Source organism: Pseudomaricurvus sp. HS19, assembly GCF_009857815.1.
GTDB lineage: Bacteria > Pseudomonadota > Gammaproteobacteria > Pseudomonadales > Cellvibrionaceae > Pseudomaricurvus.
On sequence record NZ_WVVW01000003.1, the window covers coordinates 88724 to 107418 of the forward strand.

Below are 18695 nucleotides of genomic sequence, written 5' to 3' on the forward strand. Positions count from 1 at the left end.
CTCAGGTGGGATGGCTGCTTAGTGAGTCATCGTCCCGTTACTCTCTGTCACATGGCGTCGATACTGTTTCGGCGTCTGCCCGGTCCAGCGCTTGAAGGCGCGACCGAAACTGGACTGTTCGGAATACCCCAGGTTGGCTGCCACATCATCCAGTGACAGCTGCGACTGCTTCAGGTAAGTGCACGCCAGCTCGGCACGGTGTGCTTCCAGTATGTCGGAGAATTTGCGGCCGGCATCACTGAGGTGAGCCTGCAGGGTACGCACCGACATGCCCAGTTTTTCCGCGCAGCGCTCAATGGAGCAGTTGCGGGATGCCAGCGAGCCGCGCACATAATCCTCTACCCTCTCTACCGTTGATTTGCGTGCGGCGGCGCGGACCTTCTCCAGATAACCACCCAGCAATTTGTACAGCAGGCGGTTGGCGCTTGGCACCGGCTGTTTCAGCACCTCTGTGGCGAAGACAATGGCATTCTCGTCCTGGGTTTTGACCGCCGGGCAACCGAGGTGTTTTTCCAGTTCCGGCAGGTCGCGATCGGGCAGGTGAGTACGCAGGCGGGTGCGCAGCGGACGGAAGGCGGGACCGCCAATCTGCCGCAGCAGCTTCAGGTTGATAACCACGGCCTGATAGTTGGCCTGATAGTTATCGCCCAGGGTATCGGGTACATACCAGCGCAATTCTGTCTCTTCTGCGCCCACTACCAGTTGCATCTCGAAGTTGGGCGAATGCACTACCGGCATGTAGTTGATAAAGCTGTTGAGGGCTTCTTCCACATTGGGTGCGGCGCGGCAGAGGGCGGTAACACAGCCGTAGACGTCCGGCTCCTGCAGTTTGGCCAGGCGGGCGCCGAAAAAAGGATCGTTAAACAGCTGGCTGCAATACTCCAGCATGTCTACCAGGGACTTGCACTCGATGTAGTGATCCGGGTCCCGGGCCAGCCAGGGGTCTATACTGAAGCGTTCAAGGATTGCCCTGCTGTCGCCACCGCAGTTGTTCACCAGATAGGGAAAGCCGGACAGGTTGGCACTGCGCATCTGCCCCTCTACGGGCATGGAATCCAGGGGACCGCCCAGGCTGTAGAAGCTGTCGTTGGCCATGGAATGTCTCTCCTGCGCGGCACTGCTGGCGCAGTACTTCTAGGTGTGGAATACGGGTGGTTGAACAGGTATGGCGGGGTGCGTCGTTAATCTGCCCCAGCCCACCATTAGACACTATAGCGCCACCGGAGCGGCAGGGTAAAACGGCCAAACGACAGATTTTGCCACGGTCGCGGTGGGCGGGGAGCGTCAATCGTGTTTTTATTGCAGGCTGCTATTTTTACATCAGACTGATTTGTTACTGCCAAAGAGAGATCGCCATGTCCATGAAAGATATAAAACAGATGAAAGAGGAAGCGAAGCAGTACATCCGGTACGAGAAAAATCCGGAGACCCGCATCGCCACTATCACCTTTGACCGTCCGGACAGCCTCAACGCCGCCACCGCCGGCATGCGCCAGTACTATGCAGACCTGATCCTCAAGGCCAACGTTGACGACGAGGTGAAGGTGCTGGTGATCCGTGGCGAAGGCAAGCACTTCGGTACCGGTGGCGACCTGCCGGAGCAGGCCGACTTCTACGGCGACGAAGGCGCAGACCTCAACCTGGTGCACGAGTTTGGTATCGACGATCCGGATGTAAAGTATCCGCCACGCAACAGTTTCCGCTTCCTGCATGCCATGACCGATCACTACGCCAAGGCCCCGGCCGGCAACCGCCCGCTGCAGGAGTTCAAGAAGATCAGCATCGTCGAGACCAAGGGCTACTGCTACGGCTGGCACTTCTACCAGGCCGCCGACGCCGATCTGGTGATCAGCGCCGACGACACCCTGTTTGGCCACCCCTCGTTCCGCTACGTGGGCTGGGGCCCGCGCTTCTGGACCTGGATTGAGTCCATGGGGCTGCGCAAGTTCTCCGAGATGCTCTTTACCGGTCGTCCGTTTACCGCTGAGGAGATGGACAAGTGCAACTTCGTCAACAGCGTTGTAGCCCGCGATGGCCTGGAGGCGGAAACCAAAAAGTACGCTGAGGCCTGTGCCCGTACCCGCCCGACCGACGTGGTGCAGATCCAGAAAACCTTTATGGAGCTCTACAAGCAGTACCGTGGTGAGTACATGGGCAGCCTGCTGACCGGCTTTGTGGAGGGTATGTTGCCGGTGATCAGCAACGACCGCGCCTCGGATGTGGAGTTTGGTGCAGATACCTTCGATAAGGGGCTGAACAACGTCGTCAAAGACATCGATATGCAGTATCCGCCAGAGTGGCGCCTGCAGGGCTCCAACCGCAAAAAACCATAAAAGCTATCTGCGGAGGGTATTGCGGCGTCGCTTAAGGCGCCTGCTTTTGGTAAAAATCGGCTCAATTCGGTCATTTACTGGCTGTAAACCCCTTCATTTCGCCGATTTTTGCCTCGCGCTGCCCTTCCTCAATAACGCTTTTCACACGTCTGAATCAAACGAATTTAAGCACGGGAGACGTATTAGTGTCCGCACTACAGGGTATCCGGGTACTGGAACTGGCGGAGCAGGTCAGCGGTGAATACTGCGGCAAGCTGCTGTCGGATTTCGGTGCCGAAATCATCAAGATTGAGCGTCCGGATGGCGGCAGCCCGACCCGCTATCTGGGCCCCGTCGCTGAGGCTGGCGATGATGCCGAGCGCAGTGGTCTGTTTGCCTATCTGAACACCAACAAGCACTCGGTAACACTGGACCTGACCAGTGCCGATGGGGTGCAGACCCTGCACAAGCTGCTGGATAAAGTGGATGTGGTGGTGGCCGACCAGCGCCTCGACTGGTTGCAGGCGGCAGGCCTGGAGCCGGAAGCCGTGGCAGCCCGTTGGCCAGCGCTGGTGCTGTGCTGCATTACCCCCTTCGGGTTACAGGAGACGCCCGCTGAGCTGGCGGCAACCGACCTGACCGTCTTCCACAGCAGCGGTTGGGGCTTCCATACTCCCAGTGCGCCGGATCTGAGCCGCCCGCCCCTGAAGGGTGCCGGTCGCTTTATGGCCAGCTACGAAGCGGCGCTGGATGCCGCCCTCTGCGTGGTGGCAGCGCTGTGCGAACGCCAGACCTCACAACAGGGGCAGCTGATTGATATCTCCATGCAGGCGGTGCTGGTGACCCGCACCGACTATGTCATGGGGCAGATGGTAGCCGGTGATATGCCGGTGAGTGACGAGCGCACCGCGTTTGATCTGGCGGGACCGGCGGCTATTTACGCCACCGCCGACGGCTTCGTCTACATCTGGATGTCGGCGCCGGCCCACTGGCAGGCGCTGGGCACCCTGTTGGGCAATCCTGAGTGGATGAATGACTTCCCCGGCGACTGGCTGGAAAAGGGCTGTACCCCGGAGCGCGTGGAAGTGGTGCGCGGTCACCTGGCCACCTGGCTGGCGGGAGAGGAGAAAGCGGCGATTTCCGCCGCGGCGCAGAAGTTGGGGTTGATTATGGTGCCGGTCAATAACGCCGGTGACCTGCAGGCCTGTGAGCAGTTTATCTACCGCCAGTACTTTGCCGAAGTGGAGCACCCGCGGCTGGGCAAGCTGGTGCACCCCACCGTGCCCTACCGCATGAGCGAGACACCGGCGTCCATTCACAGCCCGGCGCCGTTGCTGGGTCAGCATACCGCGACAACGCTGGCGGCACTGGCAGGAGGGGAGCAATGAGCGCTATCAAGAAACGTGGTGGCCCGCTGGAAGGCGTGCGCGTAGTGGAGCTGACCAAGGTATGGGCCGGTCCCTACACCGGCAAGCTACTCTCCTACCTGGGTGCCGAAGTGATCCGGGTGGAGAGTCTGGGCTCCATGGACGTCACCCGTACCTATGGCGTGGAAGACATCAATAACGCACCCGGCTGGAAGGCGGTGAACCCGCAGAAGCTGAGCGTGCAGATCAACATGAAGTCCGAAGAGGGGCTCAGCCGCCTCAAGGATCTGCTGGCCACCGCCGATGTACTGGTGGAAAACCTGCGCCCGGGTGCCATGGAGCGTCTGGGCCTGGGTTATGAGGCGGTGAAGGCGGCCAAGCCGGACATTATTTACGTCTCCATGGGTATGTATGGTGCTGAGGGCCCGCTGGCCTACCAGACCGGTTACGCTCCCTGCTTTGCCGCACTGGGTGGCCTGAGTGCCCTGGTGGGTTACGAGGGCGAGGCGCCCACGGGCATGAATGTGCGCTATGCCGATTCCACTTTCGGGACTGCTGCTGCCTACGCCGCCGTGGTAGCCCTCTTCCACCGCGGTCGCACAGGTGTGGGCCAGTTTATTGATGTCTCCGCCGTGGAGACCATGAGCAGCATGATCGGCGATGCGCTGATCAACTACTCCCTCAATGGGGTGGTGGAGCAGTGCAACGGCAACCGCCGCGCCGAGATGGCCCCTCATGGCGTCTACCCCTGTGCCGGTGGTGACTGGGTTGCCATCGCCGCCCACAGTGAACCGGCCTGGCAGGCCCTGGCGGGATTGCTGGGGCTGGCAGGGGATGGCCGTTTCGCCACCCTGGCTGACCGCAAGGCCAACGAAGCCGAGCTGGATAAGTTGCTGGGTGAATGGAGCTGCAGTCAGGAGGTGACCGGACTGGTGGAGCAGCTGCAGGCCGCCGGCGTGGCAGCGGCCAAGAGCGAGAACAGCCTGGACCTGATTGCGGATGGCAACCTGTGGGCGCGGGAGTTTTACCCTAACGTCACAGACGCCCAGGCCGGCAGCCGCATGACCGTGGGGCCGTCGTGGAAAATGACCCGCATGGCAGAAATCACCGATGGTGCACCAGCTCTGGGTGAGCATAACGCCTACGTCTATGGGGAGATCCTCGGTCTCAGCCAGGACGAACAGGATGAGCTTGTAAACAAAGGTGTATGCCGTTAGTGAGTAGTTACACCAAGGGTGTGTTCGGGCGCCGGGGACGAGCGCCCGGGGCTTCGGCAGTGATTAGGTCCTGTACAGGGAATGGCAAAAATAGCCGGCACAATGCGTGGATACTGCCAGCCGGCGGGTACTACAATACTGTTGAATAAAAGCTGACCTATTCTGGTTGTGCGCGAAGGAAGCCCCTGGTGTGAGAAGGACGTGACTCGCAACTCAATGACGGAGACGTGAAGGTGGCGGAAACACTTTTTGCATTCGATAAGAATAACTATCAGGACTGCCAGACCGGTTATCGTGGCGACAAAAACCAGGAGTACTACCTGGGTGATTACGCCATCGATTCCGGTTCGGTAATTGACGTGCGTGCCGACAAGAAGGCGGTGGGCTCCTGTTCCATCATCCGCCTCAAGGCGCGAACCCGTCAGACCTTCAAGCGCTCCTGGTACCACATTCGCAAAGACGCCACCGACGTGGTGGTACTCTGGTTTGTAAAGCGTGGCAGCCTGCACATCAACCACTCCGGTGGCAGCAGCGTCGCCCGTGCCGGCGATTTCGCCCTCACCAAATCCATGACCCCGTTCAGCATTGAGTGCCGCACCGACGAAGAGTCGCTGCATGAGGCGCTGCACGTGCTGGTACCGGCCCACCTGTTGCGCCGCTTTATCCCCCACGAAGTCAGTACCGGATTTTCCATCGCCGCCGGCGGGCGTGCCTTTGCCGTGGCGGAGCACATCTTTACCAACCTGCTGGAAGACGACGGTGAGTTGAGTGAAAGCATTGCGCAAACCCTCGCCGAAAGCGCACTGATGGCGCTCACCGATACCATCAAGGATTGCGACAAGCTGGCACCGGAGCGGCAGGCCATTACCGATCAGCGGCTGCAGGAGGTCATGCGCTACATCGACATCCACCTGACCGACCCAAAGCTCAGCACCACCATGGTGGCCGAGGCCTGTGGTATTTCGCCCCGTTACCTGTCGCTGTTGCTGAAACAACGAGGTGTTTCCTTCTCGGAACATATCTGGAGTGAGCGCCTGAAAATCGCCGGTCGTTGGCTCGCCTCCACCCGGCCCGGAGAGATCTCCATTGCAGAAGTGGCTTTTAAAGTGGGCTTCAAAAGTCCTGCTCACTTCAGTCGTATGTTCAAACGTGTTTACCAGAAAGGCCCGCGGGAATTTCGTTCCGAACAGCTGGCATCCAGCAGGCATAACAATAGCCAGCAGCAGGATTCCTTTGTGGGCGTAAACGAGACCCTGCAGTAGGCAGGGCAGAAACAATAACATCCCGCCAACGCGGGAAATCAATCAGCGGAAGTTCGGTGATCATGGGCTTCCGCTTTGCTGTATTCAGAGTGATATATCCCGGAGGAAGAAGTGCCGAACGAACTGCAAGGTAAGGTTGCTGTTATTACTGGTGGTGCCAGTGGTATTGGCCGTGCAACGGTAGAGTTGTTTGTCGAAGAGGGCGCAAAAGTCGTCTTCGCCGATGTGAACGAAGAGGTTGGCCAGAAGCTGGCGGATGAACTGGGTGAAAATGCCATCTTCAAACGCACCGATGTCTCCAATCCCGAGGAAGTTCAGGCATTGGTGGATACTGCCATTAACAGCTTTGGTGGTTTGCACATCATGTTTAACAACGCCGGTATTTCCGGTGCCCAGTACGACCGTTTCCTCGATGATCCGTTTGATGATTTTGACAAGGTGGTGGGTGTTAACTGGTTGGGCGTCATCAAGGGTGCCCAGTGCGCCGGTCGTCACATGGCCAAAAACGGTGGCGGTGTGATCCTCAACAACGCCTCCATTGCCGGTGTGTTGCCGGGCCACGCGCTGATGACCTACCGCTCCACCAAGGCGGCCGTCATCATGGCCAGCAAATCCATGGCTATTGACCTGGCAGAGTATGGCATTCGCGTTAACTGCCTGGTGCCCGGCCATATCCGCACACCACTGAACGCCTACACCGAACCAGGTATGACCGAAGAGCAGAGCCAGCAGGTTCGCAACGCGCTGGCGCCGGTGTGGGATTCCAACCAGCCATTGAAGCGTCACGGTACCCCACCGGATGTGGCGCAGGCGGCCCTGTTCCTGTGCAGTGATCGTGCCTCACAGATTACCGGTATTACCATGCCCATTGACGGTGGTATTACCGCCGGCGATCCGGTGAACCACCTGCGTGAGATCTGGGATGCCCGTGCGGCCGCACTGGCAGAGTTCAGCTGATGTGCGGGGTCGCAGCCGTGAGCTGCGACCAGCCTGTTAATGAAGAACAGGCAATAAAAAACAGAATAACAAACAAAGAATAACAACAGATCTGCAGCGCTTCGCCGCTGCAGTTTATAAGGGAGAGTAACAATGACAGAGCAAGTACTACGCACACCTGCAACGCTTAAGTTGTCTGGTTTGGCGCTGGCGGTAATGACTGCCTGGACGCCGGGCCTGGCGCTGGCGCAATCCGACGCCCCTGCGGCGGCTATCGAAGAAGTCACGGTCACGGCCCGTCGCCGCGATGAAAGTCTGGCGCGCGTACCTATCGCCGTATCGGCTATCGGTGCCGAAGGGCTCAGCGAGCGTCAGGTGCAGACGGATTCCGACCTGCAGTTTGCGGTTCCGGGTCTTACCATTCGCCAGACGCAGGGTAACAACTCCCTGACCTACTCCATTCGCGGCCAGTCGGCGGATACCTTTAGTGGTTCGCCGTCTGCGGTAGTGGCTTATATCAACGAAGTGCCGCTGACCATCAGTGGCGCGTCTACCTTCTATGATCTGGAATCGGTCCAGGTGCTGAAAGGTCCACAGGGTACCCTGTTTGGCCGTAACACCACCGGTGGTGCTGTGCTCTATACGGCGGCCAAACCAACGGAAGAGACAGAAGGTAAACTGACGCTGCGTGGCGGTAATCTGGGCCTGCGCGAAGCCGAAGGTATGTTCAACGCCCCGCTGACCGACACAGTGCTGTTCCGGGTGGCCTTTAACACACTCGATAAAGACGGTTACATCGACAATGTCTTTAATGGCATTGAGCATGGTGAAATTCATCGCGACAGTGGCCGTGTATCGCTTACCCTGCGTCCAAGTGATCGGCTGGAAAATACCTCCATGTACGCCTACTCGCGTATCGAGGGAACCAACACCGGCGCCACCTACGCCTGGAGTATTTATGGCGCAGGCGAAACCCATAACGGTTATGCACTGAATACCGCCTCCTCGTTTCTGGATGGCTACGAGCAGGTTCAGAAAGATCTCGGTCCTTATAAGACCCAGCACCCCTATGGCGCTGATCATGTGGGTGAGGACGAAGTATTTACCAACACCACCACATTTGATTTCAGCGATAGCCTGCGGCTGAAAAATATCTTTGGCTATACCGCCGGTGACACCGACTCCGAGCAACCGGCCCTGGGTGCACCGTTCGCTACCTTCGCCACCCGCAACCTGGCAACCGGCAAGGTGGGCAACGAGTTTGAAATTGAATCTTTCTCCGACGAGATCCAGCTGTCCGGCGAATCTTTCGAAGGTGCACTGACCTGGTTGGCTGGTCTCTATTTCCAGCAGAGCCAAACCGAAACCCTGTGGCCGCAAACCTATTTTGGCGGTGCCGTTAACGCCACCAGCCACTTCGGTATAGAAACCGATACCGCGGCCATCTATTCCCAGGGTACTTACAGCCTCACCGACGCGCTGCGTATTACCGCCGGTCTGCGTTATACCGAGGAAGATGTCAGTATCGAGCAGCTGCCCGGTGCGGATTTCTATAACGCCCCCGGCTTCTCCAACAAACAGGACGAGACCTTTACCGGTACCTCCTGGGAGTTGGGCATGGAATACGACGTAAGCGACGAGTTGTTTGCCTACGCCAAAGCCCGCTCCAGTTTCCGCAGCGGTGGCTTTAATGGCTCTGCGCCTCCGTTTGATGCCAACGCTACCGGTGGTGGTAACAAGTTCGACAAGGAGACGGTGGAAGACATCGAACTGGGTATGAAATTCCAGGGCATGGTGCTGAATCGTCCGGCGCGTATGAACCTGGCGGTCTATCAGCAGTGGGTTGAAGACGTACAGCGTATCGAATTCCCGGATCCGGATCCTTACCCCAACGGTCTGGACCTGGCGTCCATCGCCGTGACGGCTAACATCCCGGAGATGGAAGTTAAGGGTATCGAGCTGGAAGGCTCCATGATGGTGACCGACTTTGTGGAACTGGGCTTTATGTACGCCTACACCGATGCCGAGTTTACCGATGGTGAGACCACCCTGTTCGGTGTTGACTACAGCTACAGCCCGGTTGCCAATACACCAGAGAACACCTGGTCGGTATGGACCAAGCTGGACATCCCTGTAGACGCCTCCCTGGGTGAGATGAGCGTGTATGCCGAAGTGTATGGTCAGGACGAGATGTACTTCTCCAATACCGCTGACTCTATTGCGCCGGATACCAAGCTGCCTTCCTACGAGCTGGTTAATGCACGCTTGAGCTGGACCGGCATTATGGGTACAGACTTCTCCGGTGCGCTGTTCGGCAAGAATCTGACCGATGAAGAGTACTTTGTGGGCGGTATGGCGCTGGGGGCTTCGTTGGGCCATAACGCCGCCGCAGTCGGCGAACCGCGCACTTACGGTGTTGAAGTCTCCTACGACTTTTAATTAATCCAATCTGGTGGAGCCCCGCGGGGCTCCTTTGTTTTTCTGTAGTAAAGAAGTTCAGCTGTCGCATGCGGGTCATGAACTTCCGGAGATAATGCATGAGTGAAACAGAATCCTACGATGTCGTGGTGGTGGGCTCCGGTTCTGCCGCCGCCTCCGCTGCACTGCGGGCGGCCGACCTCGGCCTGTCTGTGTTGATGGTAGAGAAAGCGCACAAATATGGTGGTACCTCCGCCACCTCCGGTGGTGTGATGTGGCTGCCCTGTCACGGACTGGAGCAAAACGACGACAGCCGTGAAGAGGTGATGGAATACCTCAACGGTTTGATTCGCAGTGACATTCAGCCTGAACGCCTGGAAGCATTTCTTGACGCCGCGCCGGAGTTGGCGGGTTACCTGAAGTCCACCGGCATTCCGTTGATGCAGGCGGCCTGGCCTGACTATTTTGCCGGCAGCCCGGGCTCCCGCGCCGATCGCTCTGTGATCTGCGATACCTTTGATGGCCGTGAGCTGGGTGATCACTTCCTGTTTATGCGTGAGCAGTACTCCCGCTTTAAAGTATTCAACCGCTACGCCATGGATGTGATGGAGTTCTTTGCGCTCTCCATGCGTACGCCCGGCTGGATCAAAACGTTCCTGAAAATGTTCTGGCGCTACTGGTCCGATGTCAGCACCCGCATGCTGGGCAAGCGCGATCGCCGTTTCACCCAGGGCGGTGCACTCATGGGGCACGTTTTCAAACAGGTTTTTGCCCGTGGTGTGGAAGTACGTCTCGCCACCAAACTGGAAGACCTGATTATCACCGACGACAAGGTGACCGGTATTACGGTCAGCAACTACGGTCGCCGTTACACCATTGAAGCGAAACATGGCGTGGTGCTGGGTGCCGGTGGTTTCGAGTGGAACCAGGAGCTGCGCGACCGTTACCTGAAGGTGCCCGGCTCTATCCGCTGGAGCAGTTCACCGGAAGATGCCAATCGCGGCGAGGCGCTGCTGGCGGGGATCAATGCCGGTGCCGATATTGAGCACACCGGCTCCTGCTGGTGGATTCCTACCATGCACCTGCCAATGCCAAAAGCTTCCAACTTTGAAGAGATTCATCAGGCCGCGTTCGATGTGGGTCGTCCCCACAGTGTGTGTGTTAACCGCAATGGCGACCGCTTTGTGGATGAAGCCTGCAGTTACGATGAGTTCGGCGAAGCCATGGCCAATGATCACCTGGCCACCGGCGCCAACGCCCCTTGCTGGCTGGTGTTCGACGCCCAGTTCCGTGACAAGTTTACCGCGGGCGGTGTGATGCCAAACCTCATCACGCCTGACTGGCGTATGCCAAAAGATTTCTGGGACCACTATATTTTCAAGGCTGACAGCATCGAAGCCCTGGCCGGAAAAATTCACGTGCCGGCTGATAAGTTGAAACAGGTGGTGGGTAACATGAACCAGTACGCCCTCAAGGGTGAGGATCCGGAATTCGGTCGCGGCAGCAACTCCTACGACCAGATGTTTGGTCATCCGGACTGCACACCGAACCCCTGTCTGGGTCCGATTAACAAAGCGCCTTACTACGCGGTACCCATCAACCTCGGTGACCTGGGCACCAAGGGTGGTCTTAAGGCTGATGCCAAAGGTCGTGTGCTGGATGCTTCCGGTCAACCCATTGAGGGACTCTATGCAGCCGGAAATAACAGCGGCAGTCCCTTTGGTAATCTCTATCCCGGCGCGGGCGCGACTATTGGCCCGGCGATGGTGTTTGGTTACCTGGCAGCGAATGATATTGCAGAGCGCGCCGGTAAGTTGGGCGCGTCCTGATTTGACCTTACAGAGGCAATCATCGCGCTTGCGAGTGCCCGGGATTTGTTTGGTTTGGTAACTCCGCGCGGGGCGCAATGAGAGAGGTGACGCCCCGTGGTGATTTTCAGACAAATGATATGAATTAACTGCGTCGCATGCGGGGTTGGTTTCCGTTCAAAACTAAACTGGAAGCATGTTTGATTCTGCTCAAATTTATCCGGACTTTGGACGGTTAAGGTGAGTGTGTTTTTAACAAAAGTGCTTGTGATGCTGGGTGCTTTACGAGCGGGATATGTGCTCATGGCAAAGGACCGCTTCATCACAGGATAGATAACCGTATTGTGTGCCGATGCCGGCACTGACGGGAAATTTTCTACAGAGATTTACAGCAGGATAACTGGATATGAAGTCTTTAGCCGAAATGACAATAACTGATCCCGGGATTACCCGGAATCCCTATGAGTTCTACGAGCGTCTGCGTAACGAAGACCCGGTCCACTTTGATGAGAAGTTGGGCGCATGGCTGGTTACCCGCCATAAAGACATCATTGAAGCGGCACGCAACACCACGGTTTTTTCCGATGAGATGCGGGTCGCCGAATCCGTTCGCTCTCCCTACCAGGATGAAGCCAACGAATACATTAAGGAAAAGGGCTTCTACCTGCTGGATCCGTCCGATAGCTTCAAAGTGGATGGTGAACTGCACGCCCGCCGTCGCAAACTGGTTTCCCATGCGTTTACCGCGCACGCGGTTGCCGCCATGGCCGACCGTGTAGCCGAGCTTTGTAAGGATCAGTTCGAGACCTTCAAGGGCAAGAGCGAAGTGGACCTGTTCAAGGAATATGCGGTTCCGGTACCGATTAAAGTCATCTGCGATGCCCTGGGCTTGCCCCTCGACAGAATTGAAGATGTCAGACGCGCCGCTGACTCACTTGTAGCCCGCGCCGGTAAGGGTGCCAGCCGCGAAGAGGCTTTCCAGCACGCCGATAACGTCATGCAGCTGCAACAGTTTGCGCGGGATGCCATCAACCAGCGCCGCGAGGCGCCCACCAGTGACCTGATCTCCCAGCTGGTGAATTCGGGTGCAGACAATCCGGAAGACGACCAGTTGACCGAGCAGGAACTGATCTCCATTGTTTCAGTGTCCATCGCCGGTGGTGTGGACACCACCCGCAACACCATTGCCTATGCCCTCTACACCCTGGCGACCCGGCCGGACCTGCTGAAGCGCCTGCAGGAGTCCGATGATCAGGATAAGCTGCTGTCGGCGTTCTGTGAGGAGACCTTGCGCTTCTATGCTCCGGTACCGGCACTGCCACGGGTTGTGACCGAGGATACCGAGCTGGGTGGCAAGAAGATTCCCAAGGATGCGCTGGTGTTCCTGTGCTGGGCGTCCGGTAACCGCGACCCCGAGCGTTTCGAGAATCCGGATGAGTTCAGCATCGATCGCAAAGCCTCCAGCCAGCACCTGTCGTTTGGTACCGGTGTGCACGTCTGTCTGGGTGCCATGCTGGCGCGCAACGAGGTCAAGGCGGCTCTGAAACAATTCATCAACTCCGTAGAGTCATTCGAACTGGCGGTTAGTCCGGAAGACCTGGATTACAGCGACAGCCTGGTGATCCTGCGTGGGGTCAACAGCTTGCCGGTGCGTCTGAAGGCGAAAGCCGGCTAGGGCTGTACGGCGGGTGTGGCACCGGCTCCAGCGGGCTGGCGCTAATGACATCACGGCATGGGCTGGTAAACTAGGCAGCCTTGAATTGACTGCCTGACTCAGCCGGAGCTGAGTACCAACCTGAAAAAATCGGCCTTAGGGCCGATTTTGTTATGCGAGAGAGTTATCTATGTCCAGCCTGCCCATCTACGAGACCCTGCAATTGACCCGCGATGGTCGTGTTTTGACCATCACCATGAATCGCCCGGACCAGCTCAATGCGGTGAACCTGAAGCTGCACGAAGAGCTGGCTGAGGTGTTTATCGCGGCAGCTAAGGATGACGAGTCTGATGTGGTGGTACTCACCGGTGCCGGCCGTGCCTTCTCCGCCGGAGGTGACCTGGACCATATCCTCTCCAATGCCAACAACCCTGACCTGTTCGACGAGGAAGTGCGTCTGGCCAAGCGCATCGTCTTCTCCATGCTGGACCTGGACAAGCCGTTGATCTGCCGTATGAACGGCCACGCCGTCGGCTTGGGGGCTACTATCGCACTCTTCTGTGACGTGGTGTTTGCCTCCGAGAAAGCCCGCATTGGCGACCCCCACGTGGCCGTGGGTCTGGTGGCCGGTGATGGCGGTGCCATTATCTGGCCACAGCTGGTGGGCCTGAACCGTACCAAGGAGTTCCTGCTGGGTGGTGACCTGCTCACCGCGCAACAGGCCGCCGACATCGGTTTGATCAACCACTGTGTTGCTCCGGACGAGCTGGATGGCGCCGTTAAGGCCTACTGCGACAAGTTGCTGGGCAACTCCCGCAACGCCGTGCGCTGGACCAAGGTGCTGCTCAACCAGGAGCTGAAGCGTGTGACCCACAGCCTGCTGGATACCGGTCTGGCTTACGAGGCCGTTAGCATGCGTCAGGAAGATCACCGCAAGGCGGTTCAGGCCATGCTGGAGAAGGCCAAGTAAGGCTCCTCCCTTTGCGGTCGCCGGTCTTGCACAAGGGCTGGCGACCCCTCTCATGGTTTGCGCAAAAACATAACAACGGGAAGCGCCATGAAGCAATACAAGATGGTTGTGCTCAGTAATCCCCACCCCGGCCGCGAGCAGGAGTGCGACGACTGGTACCGCCACAAGCACCTGCAGGATGTGGTGCAGCTGCCGGGCTTTATCGCTGCCCAGCGATTTCATTTGGCCCATCCTATCCAGGAGGCCGCCCCCTATCGATTTATGGCGGTGTATGACATCGAAACCGACGACCTGATTGCCACCCTGGGCGGGCTGGTGACGGCGGCCGAGACCGGTGATCTGGAAGTGTCCGATGCACTGGATACCGAGGGCTCCTACGCGGTTATCTACGCAGCCAGCGGGGCGTTGATCAGCGCGGTCTAGTACGGACTGGAGACCCGGTGCGGGAGATGGCCATGGCTCACCGGCCCGGGCCTTTCGCCGAAAGGCGAATTGACTCGATCCTTCCGGCTATCTACGGTGGGGCCAGTGTGATGATCCACGGGGTTCGCACCCTGTAGCGGGGTCATTATTCATACCCTCAGGAGTTCAGGAGCGAGAATGAGCAGTCCCACGATATTGTTTCTCTCCCATGGTGGCGGTCCCATGCCGCTGCTGGGTGACCCTTCCCATGCCGAAATGGTGACCTGCCTGCAGGCCATTGCTGCGGATATCCCGAAGCCGTCTGCCATTGTGGTGATCAGTGCTCACTGGGAGACCCGGGCACCGTGCGTCACCAGTGGGGCCACGCCGGAGCTGATCTACGACTACTACAACTTCCCGGAAGAGTCCTACAGCATCCAGTACCCCTGCCCCGGCGAGCCGGCACTGGCGACGGCGGTGCAGCAGGCGCTGACGGAGCAGGGTATTCCCTGTGATGCCGACGCCCGGCGCGGCTTTGACCACGGCCTGTTCGTGCCTCTCAAGATCATGTACCCGCAAGCGAATATTCCCTGCGTGCAGTTGTCCCTGTCGAACTCCCTGGACCCGGAGTTGCATCTAGGGATCGGAGAGGCGCTGCAAACCCTGGCGCAGGAGAATGTGCTGGTGATCGGTTCGGGCTTCTCCTTCCACAACATGAAAGCGTTTTTTGCCGGTAATGATCCCGATGTGGTTGCCCGCAACCAGGCGTTTGAGGATTGGTTGCACAGCACCTGTACCGATACGACGCTGGATGAAGGCGAGCGCCGTCAGCGGCTGCACGACTGGGAGGACGCACCGCAAGCCCGTTTCTGCCACCCCCGGGAGGAGCACCTGCTGCCACTGCATATCTGCTATGGTCTGGCGGCGCGAGCGGCTGACAGCAGTTACCGCCTGACCATTCTCAATCGCCAGTCCAGTATGTATCTCTGGCGCAGTTGACGGGTTTTCACCTGGCCGTGTTGGGGCTCCATGCGCCCCACCGGCCGGGGACCAATAACAATAACCATAAAACAAAAGGAGCTGGTGAACATGGCCAGAAAAGTCGCCGATATTGCCGGGGAGCTGGCAGACCGTGAAGCCATCCGCGATACCCTGATGCGTTACTGTCGCGGTACCGATCGCTGCGACGAGGAGCTGATCCGCAGTACCTACTGGCCGGATGCCCACGACGATCACCTGGAGTTTTCCGGCAGTCGCGACGAGTTTATTGCCTACGCCAGCCCCAATCTGCAGGCCATGCGCTATAACATGCACACACTGGGTAACGTCCTCATTTCCCTGCACGGGGAGCAGGCAGAGGTGGAGTCCTATTACCAGGGCTATCACTCTGTACCGGATGCGGAAGGTAACCGTCGCGATGTCTTCGCTGCCGGGCGCTACCTGGACCTGTTCGAGAAACGGGAAGACGAGTGGCGTATCCTGAAGCGCTTTGTCATGGTGGACTGGTTCCGCGAATGTAACGACAGCGGTGACTGGGAGGCCGGGCCCTTTGGCATGGGGGACAAGGTCACTCGCGGAGACCTGGCGCCGGCAGATGACAGCTACCAACGCTTGCGCCGTCTGGATCTCTGACAGCGGCAGGCATCACATCGGATTCTATTTGCGCTGGCGCATTGTCATTACGGCCCCGACTTCCTAAGCTGAAAGTAGCGTAGTAACGAGGGAGCGTGACATGGGCCTTGCCATTGCCAGTGAGCAGTTCACCGCGCAGGACTACACCCGCTTTTCCGCCCGCCTGGGGGAGTGCCTCTCCACACTGGAGGAGATGCTGCGGGATCCACAGTTTGGTGGCGATGTCTGTTCCTTCGGCGCCGAGCTGGAGCTCTACCTTGTCGATCCCCACGGGGCTGTGGTGGATTGTAACGAAGAGGTGCTGGCGCTGGCCGCGGACCCGCACTTCACTCCGGAGCTCAACCGTTTCAACCTGGAATACAATTCAGATCCAGTCATCGGCTCCTCCACACCCTTCTCTGTACTGCAGCAGGATTTTGACGTTGCGCTGGCGCAGTTGCGTACCCTGACCCAAAACTTTGGTGCCCTGCCACTGGCCGTTGGTATTCTGCCCACGTTGCAGCGGGAGAATTTCGGCGCGGCACACATGACCGACCAGCCCCGCTACCGTGCCCTGGCGGCCGGTTTGCAGCGTATCGGTTCCGGTGATTTCTGCATTCATATCAACGGCGAACCACCACTGAAATTCCGCGCTGACGATGTTACCTATGAGGGGGCCAATACCTCTTTCCAGTTGCATTACCGGGTCAAGCCCTCGCGCTTTGCCGATCTCTACAATGGGTTGCTGCTGGCAACGCCCTTTGCGTTGGGGTTGGCTGCCAACTCTCCCACCCTGTTTGGCCATCGTCTGTGGCATGAGACCCGTATTCCGCTTTTCAAGCACAGCGTCGATAGCCGACCGGCTGCCGGTCACTGGCGCCACCCGGCACGGGTGAGCCTGGGCCAGGGTTTCCTACGTCGATCTGCCTATGAACTGTTTGCCGAGTCGGTTTCCACGCACCCGCCGGTATTGCCGGTGTGTGGCAGTGAGGATCACCTCAGTCTATGGCGCGCCGGTGTGGCGCCGGGCCTTGATGAGTTGCGCATGCACCAGAACAGCGTCTGGTCCTGGCTGCGCCCGGTCTATGACAGTGCCGATGGTGGTCACCTGCGCATCGAGCTGCGGGTGTTACCGGCGGGTCCCACAGTAATTGATATGTTGGCCAGTGCGGCTTTCTATATCGGGCTGGCGGAGGCGTTTGCCGACCGCGCCGAGCGCCTGTTACCGGCCCTGCCGTTCAATTACGCCAAATACAACTTCTATCGTGCGGCCCAGTTTGGCACCGGAGCGCGTCTGGTGTGGCCCAACCGTGCCCGTCATTGCCTGGAGGAGCAACCGTTGTTGAAACTGGCTCAGCTGCTGATCCCGTTGGCCCGGGAAGGCTTGCAGAGCATCGGCCTTGCTGAAGCGGAAATCGACCGCCTGCTAACGGTTATTGAAGAGCGCATACAGTCGGCACAAACCGGAGCTGTCTGGCAGTTACGTCAATTAAAGAAACTGGACCCGGGCTCGCCATTTTCCCGTGAGGCGGCACGCACCATGTTGTTGGGGTATCTGCACAACCAGCAAACCGGCACACCGGTGGCGCAATGGAGGGACTTATGAGCCTGCTCCCATTGATTCCGGCACCCGAGCCGTTGGGCAACAATGTGGTGGAGTTTCTGCAGCAGCTGCCGGGCCCCTGTTGTATGTACCTCCCCGGGCGTGACAGCTCCCGCTGTCGCTTTGTGGTGACACTGCTGCACGGCAATGAGCCCTCTGGTAGTGAGGCCATCTTTCGCCTGCTGCAACAACCGCAACAACCGGTGTGTGATCTCTATCTGGCGATTATGAATGTGCGTGCTGCACTGACAGAGCCGCTGTTTACGTACCGGCAGTTGCCGGGCATGCGCGATCTAAACCGCTGTTTCCGGCCACCCCACGCTGACCCCGAAGGTCAGCTGGCCAACGCATTGATGACGTTGATTCACGAGACCCGCCCTGAAGCCCTTATTGATCTGCATAACACTTCCGGCAACGGCCCGGCGTTTGGTGTGGCGGTGCATCTGGACAGCCGCCACGACGCATTGGTGTCGTTGTTTACGGAGCGCCTGATCATCACCGACCTGCGGTTGGGGGCGTTGATGGAGATGAGTGAACGGGATGTGCCTACGGTGACGGTGGAGTGTGGTGGTGCCCAGGAAGAGGAGTCCCACCAGATAGCGTTTGATGGCCTGCAACGCTTTTTTACTCAGGAGAATCTGTTTGACCTGAGTGAGGCGCCCTGGCCCATCGAAGTGTTGCACAATCCTGTGCGACTGGAGCTCACTGAAGATCTGCGCTTCAGTTACTCAGCAGCACGTCGCAGCAGCGATCAACTGACCCTCAGGGTTGATATTGAGCACTTCAATTTTGGGGTGGTGACCCCGGACACAGTGTTGGGCTGGTGTGATGAAGAGGCAGCAACACAATTACGAATTCGCAACGCCGGTGCGGATGTGCCATTGGCAGAGTGGTTTTCCACAGATGGTGGCGAACTGCGTCCGGTGCGACCACTGAAATTGTTTATGATCACCGCACGTCCTGACATCGCCCGCAGTGATTGCCTGCTCTATGCGGTGCGTTGCCGGTTGTAAGATACTGAATTGGTAGCCGGGGGATATCGAAAAAGCTCGCGCACGGGAGTGCGCTCCTACGTTAAGGCCCTCATTTCCGTAGGAGCGCACTCCCGTGCGCGATCTTTTGACATTACTGAACG

Annotated in this window: 15 protein-coding genes; 14 read left to right on the top strand and 1 reads right to left on the bottom strand. The window is 58.4% G+C overall.

All coding sequences use genetic code 11. From position 1 onward, the window contains the following. Positions 1-18: 18 nt before the first annotated feature. Positions 19-1095, bottom strand: coding sequence for an AraC family transcriptional regulator (locus GSF27_RS11065; RefSeq protein ID WP_160968964.1), 1077 nt, complete (start codon positions 1093-1095; stop codon positions 19-21). A 266-nt stretch (positions 1096-1361) separates the two neighbouring features. Between GSF27_RS11065 and GSF27_RS11070 the strand changes: the two genes are divergently transcribed. The 14 genes from GSF27_RS11070 to GSF27_RS11135 all read left to right on the top strand — a co-directional run bounded on the left by GSF27_RS11070 (position 1362) and on the right by GSF27_RS11135 (position 18573). Next, a complete protein-coding gene (locus GSF27_RS11070) occupies positions 1362-2333 on the top strand; it encodes an enoyl-CoA hydratase/isomerase family protein (RefSeq protein WP_202410406.1) in 972 nt (323 codons plus the stop codon). Between the two features lie 185 nt (positions 2334-2518). Continuing rightward, positions 2519-3700: a CoA transferase gene (locus GSF27_RS11075; RefSeq protein ID WP_160968968.1), complete on the top strand. Its 1182-nt coding sequence runs from the start codon at positions 2519-2521 to the stop codon at positions 3698-3700. Next, entirely contained in the window at positions 3697-4896 is a 1200-nt protein-coding gene (locus GSF27_RS11080) for a CaiB/BaiF CoA-transferase family protein (protein ID WP_160968970.1), read from the top strand. The genes GSF27_RS11075 and GSF27_RS11080 overlap by 4 nt, the downstream gene beginning before the upstream one ends. Before the next feature lie 233 nt (positions 4897-5129). Further along, positions 5130-6158 carry an AraC family transcriptional regulator gene (locus GSF27_RS11085; RefSeq protein ID WP_160968972.1) on the top strand — a complete coding sequence of 343 codons (1029 nt, stop codon included), beginning with the start codon at positions 5130-5132 and terminating at the stop codon, positions 6156-6158. A 111-nt stretch (positions 6159-6269) separates the two neighbouring features. After that, positions 6270-7115 (top strand): SDR family oxidoreductase, encoded by an 846-nt coding sequence (locus tag GSF27_RS11090; RefSeq protein WP_160968974.1) that lies wholly within the window; start codon positions 6270-6272, stop codon positions 7113-7115. Between the two features lie 132 nt (positions 7116-7247). Next, the gene (locus GSF27_RS11095; RefSeq protein WP_160968976.1) at positions 7248-9533 is read left to right on the top strand and encodes a TonB-dependent receptor; all 2286 of its coding nucleotides are present in this window, start codon (positions 7248-7250) and stop codon (positions 9531-9533) included. A gap of 98 nt (positions 9534-9631) precedes the next feature. After that, positions 9632-11341: an FAD-dependent oxidoreductase gene (locus GSF27_RS11100; RefSeq protein ID WP_160968978.1), complete on the top strand. Its 1710-nt coding sequence runs from the start codon at positions 9632-9634 to the stop codon at positions 11339-11341. A 385-nt stretch (positions 11342-11726) separates the two neighbouring features. Next, complete coding sequence (locus GSF27_RS11105) at positions 11727-12995, top strand: cytochrome P450 (RefSeq protein ID WP_160968980.1); 1269 nt, start codon at positions 11727-11729, stop codon at positions 12993-12995. Positions 12996-13164: 169 nt separating this feature from the next. After that, positions 13165-13944: an enoyl-CoA hydratase/isomerase family protein gene (locus GSF27_RS11110; protein ID WP_160968982.1), complete on the top strand. Its 780-nt coding sequence runs from the start codon at positions 13165-13167 to the stop codon at positions 13942-13944. Between the two features lie 87 nt (positions 13945-14031). Continuing rightward, positions 14032-14367: a DUF4286 family protein gene (locus GSF27_RS11115; RefSeq protein ID WP_160968984.1), complete on the top strand. Its 336-nt coding sequence runs from the start codon at positions 14032-14034 to the stop codon at positions 14365-14367. Positions 14368-14544: 177 nt separating this feature from the next. Beyond that, positions 14545-15345, top strand: a complete 801-nt coding sequence (locus tag GSF27_RS11120) for a class III extradiol ring-cleavage dioxygenase (RefSeq protein WP_160968986.1) — start codon at positions 14545-14547, stop codon at positions 15343-15345. A 90-nt stretch (positions 15346-15435) separates the two neighbouring features. Further along, complete coding sequence (locus GSF27_RS11125) at positions 15436-15978, top strand: nuclear transport factor 2 family protein (protein WP_160968988.1); 543 nt, start codon at positions 15436-15438, stop codon at positions 15976-15978. A gap of 100 nt (positions 15979-16078) precedes the next feature. Next, positions 16079-17563, top strand: coding sequence for a glutamate--cysteine ligase (locus GSF27_RS11130; protein WP_160968990.1), 1485 nt, complete (start codon positions 16079-16081; stop codon positions 17561-17563). After that, the gene (locus GSF27_RS11135) at positions 17560-18573 is read left to right on the top strand and encodes a succinylglutamate desuccinylase/aspartoacylase family protein (RefSeq protein WP_237457517.1); all 1014 of its coding nucleotides are present in this window, start codon (positions 17560-17562) and stop codon (positions 18571-18573) included. Before GSF27_RS11130 ends, GSF27_RS11135 begins: the two co-directional genes overlap by 4 nt. Positions 18574-18695: the final 122 nt, after the last annotated feature.

Bases quoted from the DNA above. Each gene is read 5' to 3' on its own strand.
- GSF27_RS11065 (WP_160968964.1), bottom strand. From the start codon at position 1,095: ATGGCCAACGACAGCTTCTACAGCCTGGGCGGTCCCCTGGATTCCATG.
- GSF27_RS11070 (WP_202410406.1), top strand. From the start codon at position 1,362: ATGAAAGATATAAAACAGATGAAAGAGGAAGCGAAGCAGTACATCCGG.
- GSF27_RS11080 (WP_160968970.1), top strand. From the start codon at position 3,697: ATGAGCGCTATCAAGAAACGTGGTGGCCCGCTGGAAGGCGTGCGCGTA.
- GSF27_RS11095 (WP_160968976.1), top strand. From the start codon at position 7,248: ATGACAGAGCAAGTACTACGCACACCTGCAACGCTTAAGTTGTCTGGT.
- GSF27_RS11100 (WP_160968978.1), top strand. From the start codon at position 9,632: ATGAGTGAAACAGAATCCTACGATGTCGTGGTGGTGGGCTCCGGTTCT.
- GSF27_RS11105 (WP_160968980.1), top strand. From the start codon at position 11,727: ATGAAGTCTTTAGCCGAAATGACAATAACTGATCCCGGGATTACCCGG.
- GSF27_RS11110 (WP_160968982.1), top strand. From the start codon at position 13,165: ATGTCCAGCCTGCCCATCTACGAGACCCTGCAATTGACCCGCGATGGT.
- GSF27_RS11115 (WP_160968984.1), top strand. From the start codon at position 14,032: ATGAAGCAATACAAGATGGTTGTGCTCAGTAATCCCCACCCCGGCCGC.
- GSF27_RS11120 (WP_160968986.1), top strand. From the start codon at position 14,545: ATGAGCAGTCCCACGATATTGTTTCTCTCCCATGGTGGCGGTCCCATG.
- GSF27_RS11125 (WP_160968988.1), top strand. From the start codon at position 15,436: ATGGCCAGAAAAGTCGCCGATATTGCCGGGGAGCTGGCAGACCGTGAA.
- GSF27_RS11130 (WP_160968990.1), top strand. From the start codon at position 16,079: ATGGGCCTTGCCATTGCCAGTGAGCAGTTCACCGCGCAGGACTACACC.
- GSF27_RS11135 (WP_237457517.1), top strand. From the start codon at position 17,560: ATGAGCCTGCTCCCATTGATTCCGGCACCCGAGCCGTTGGGCAACAAT.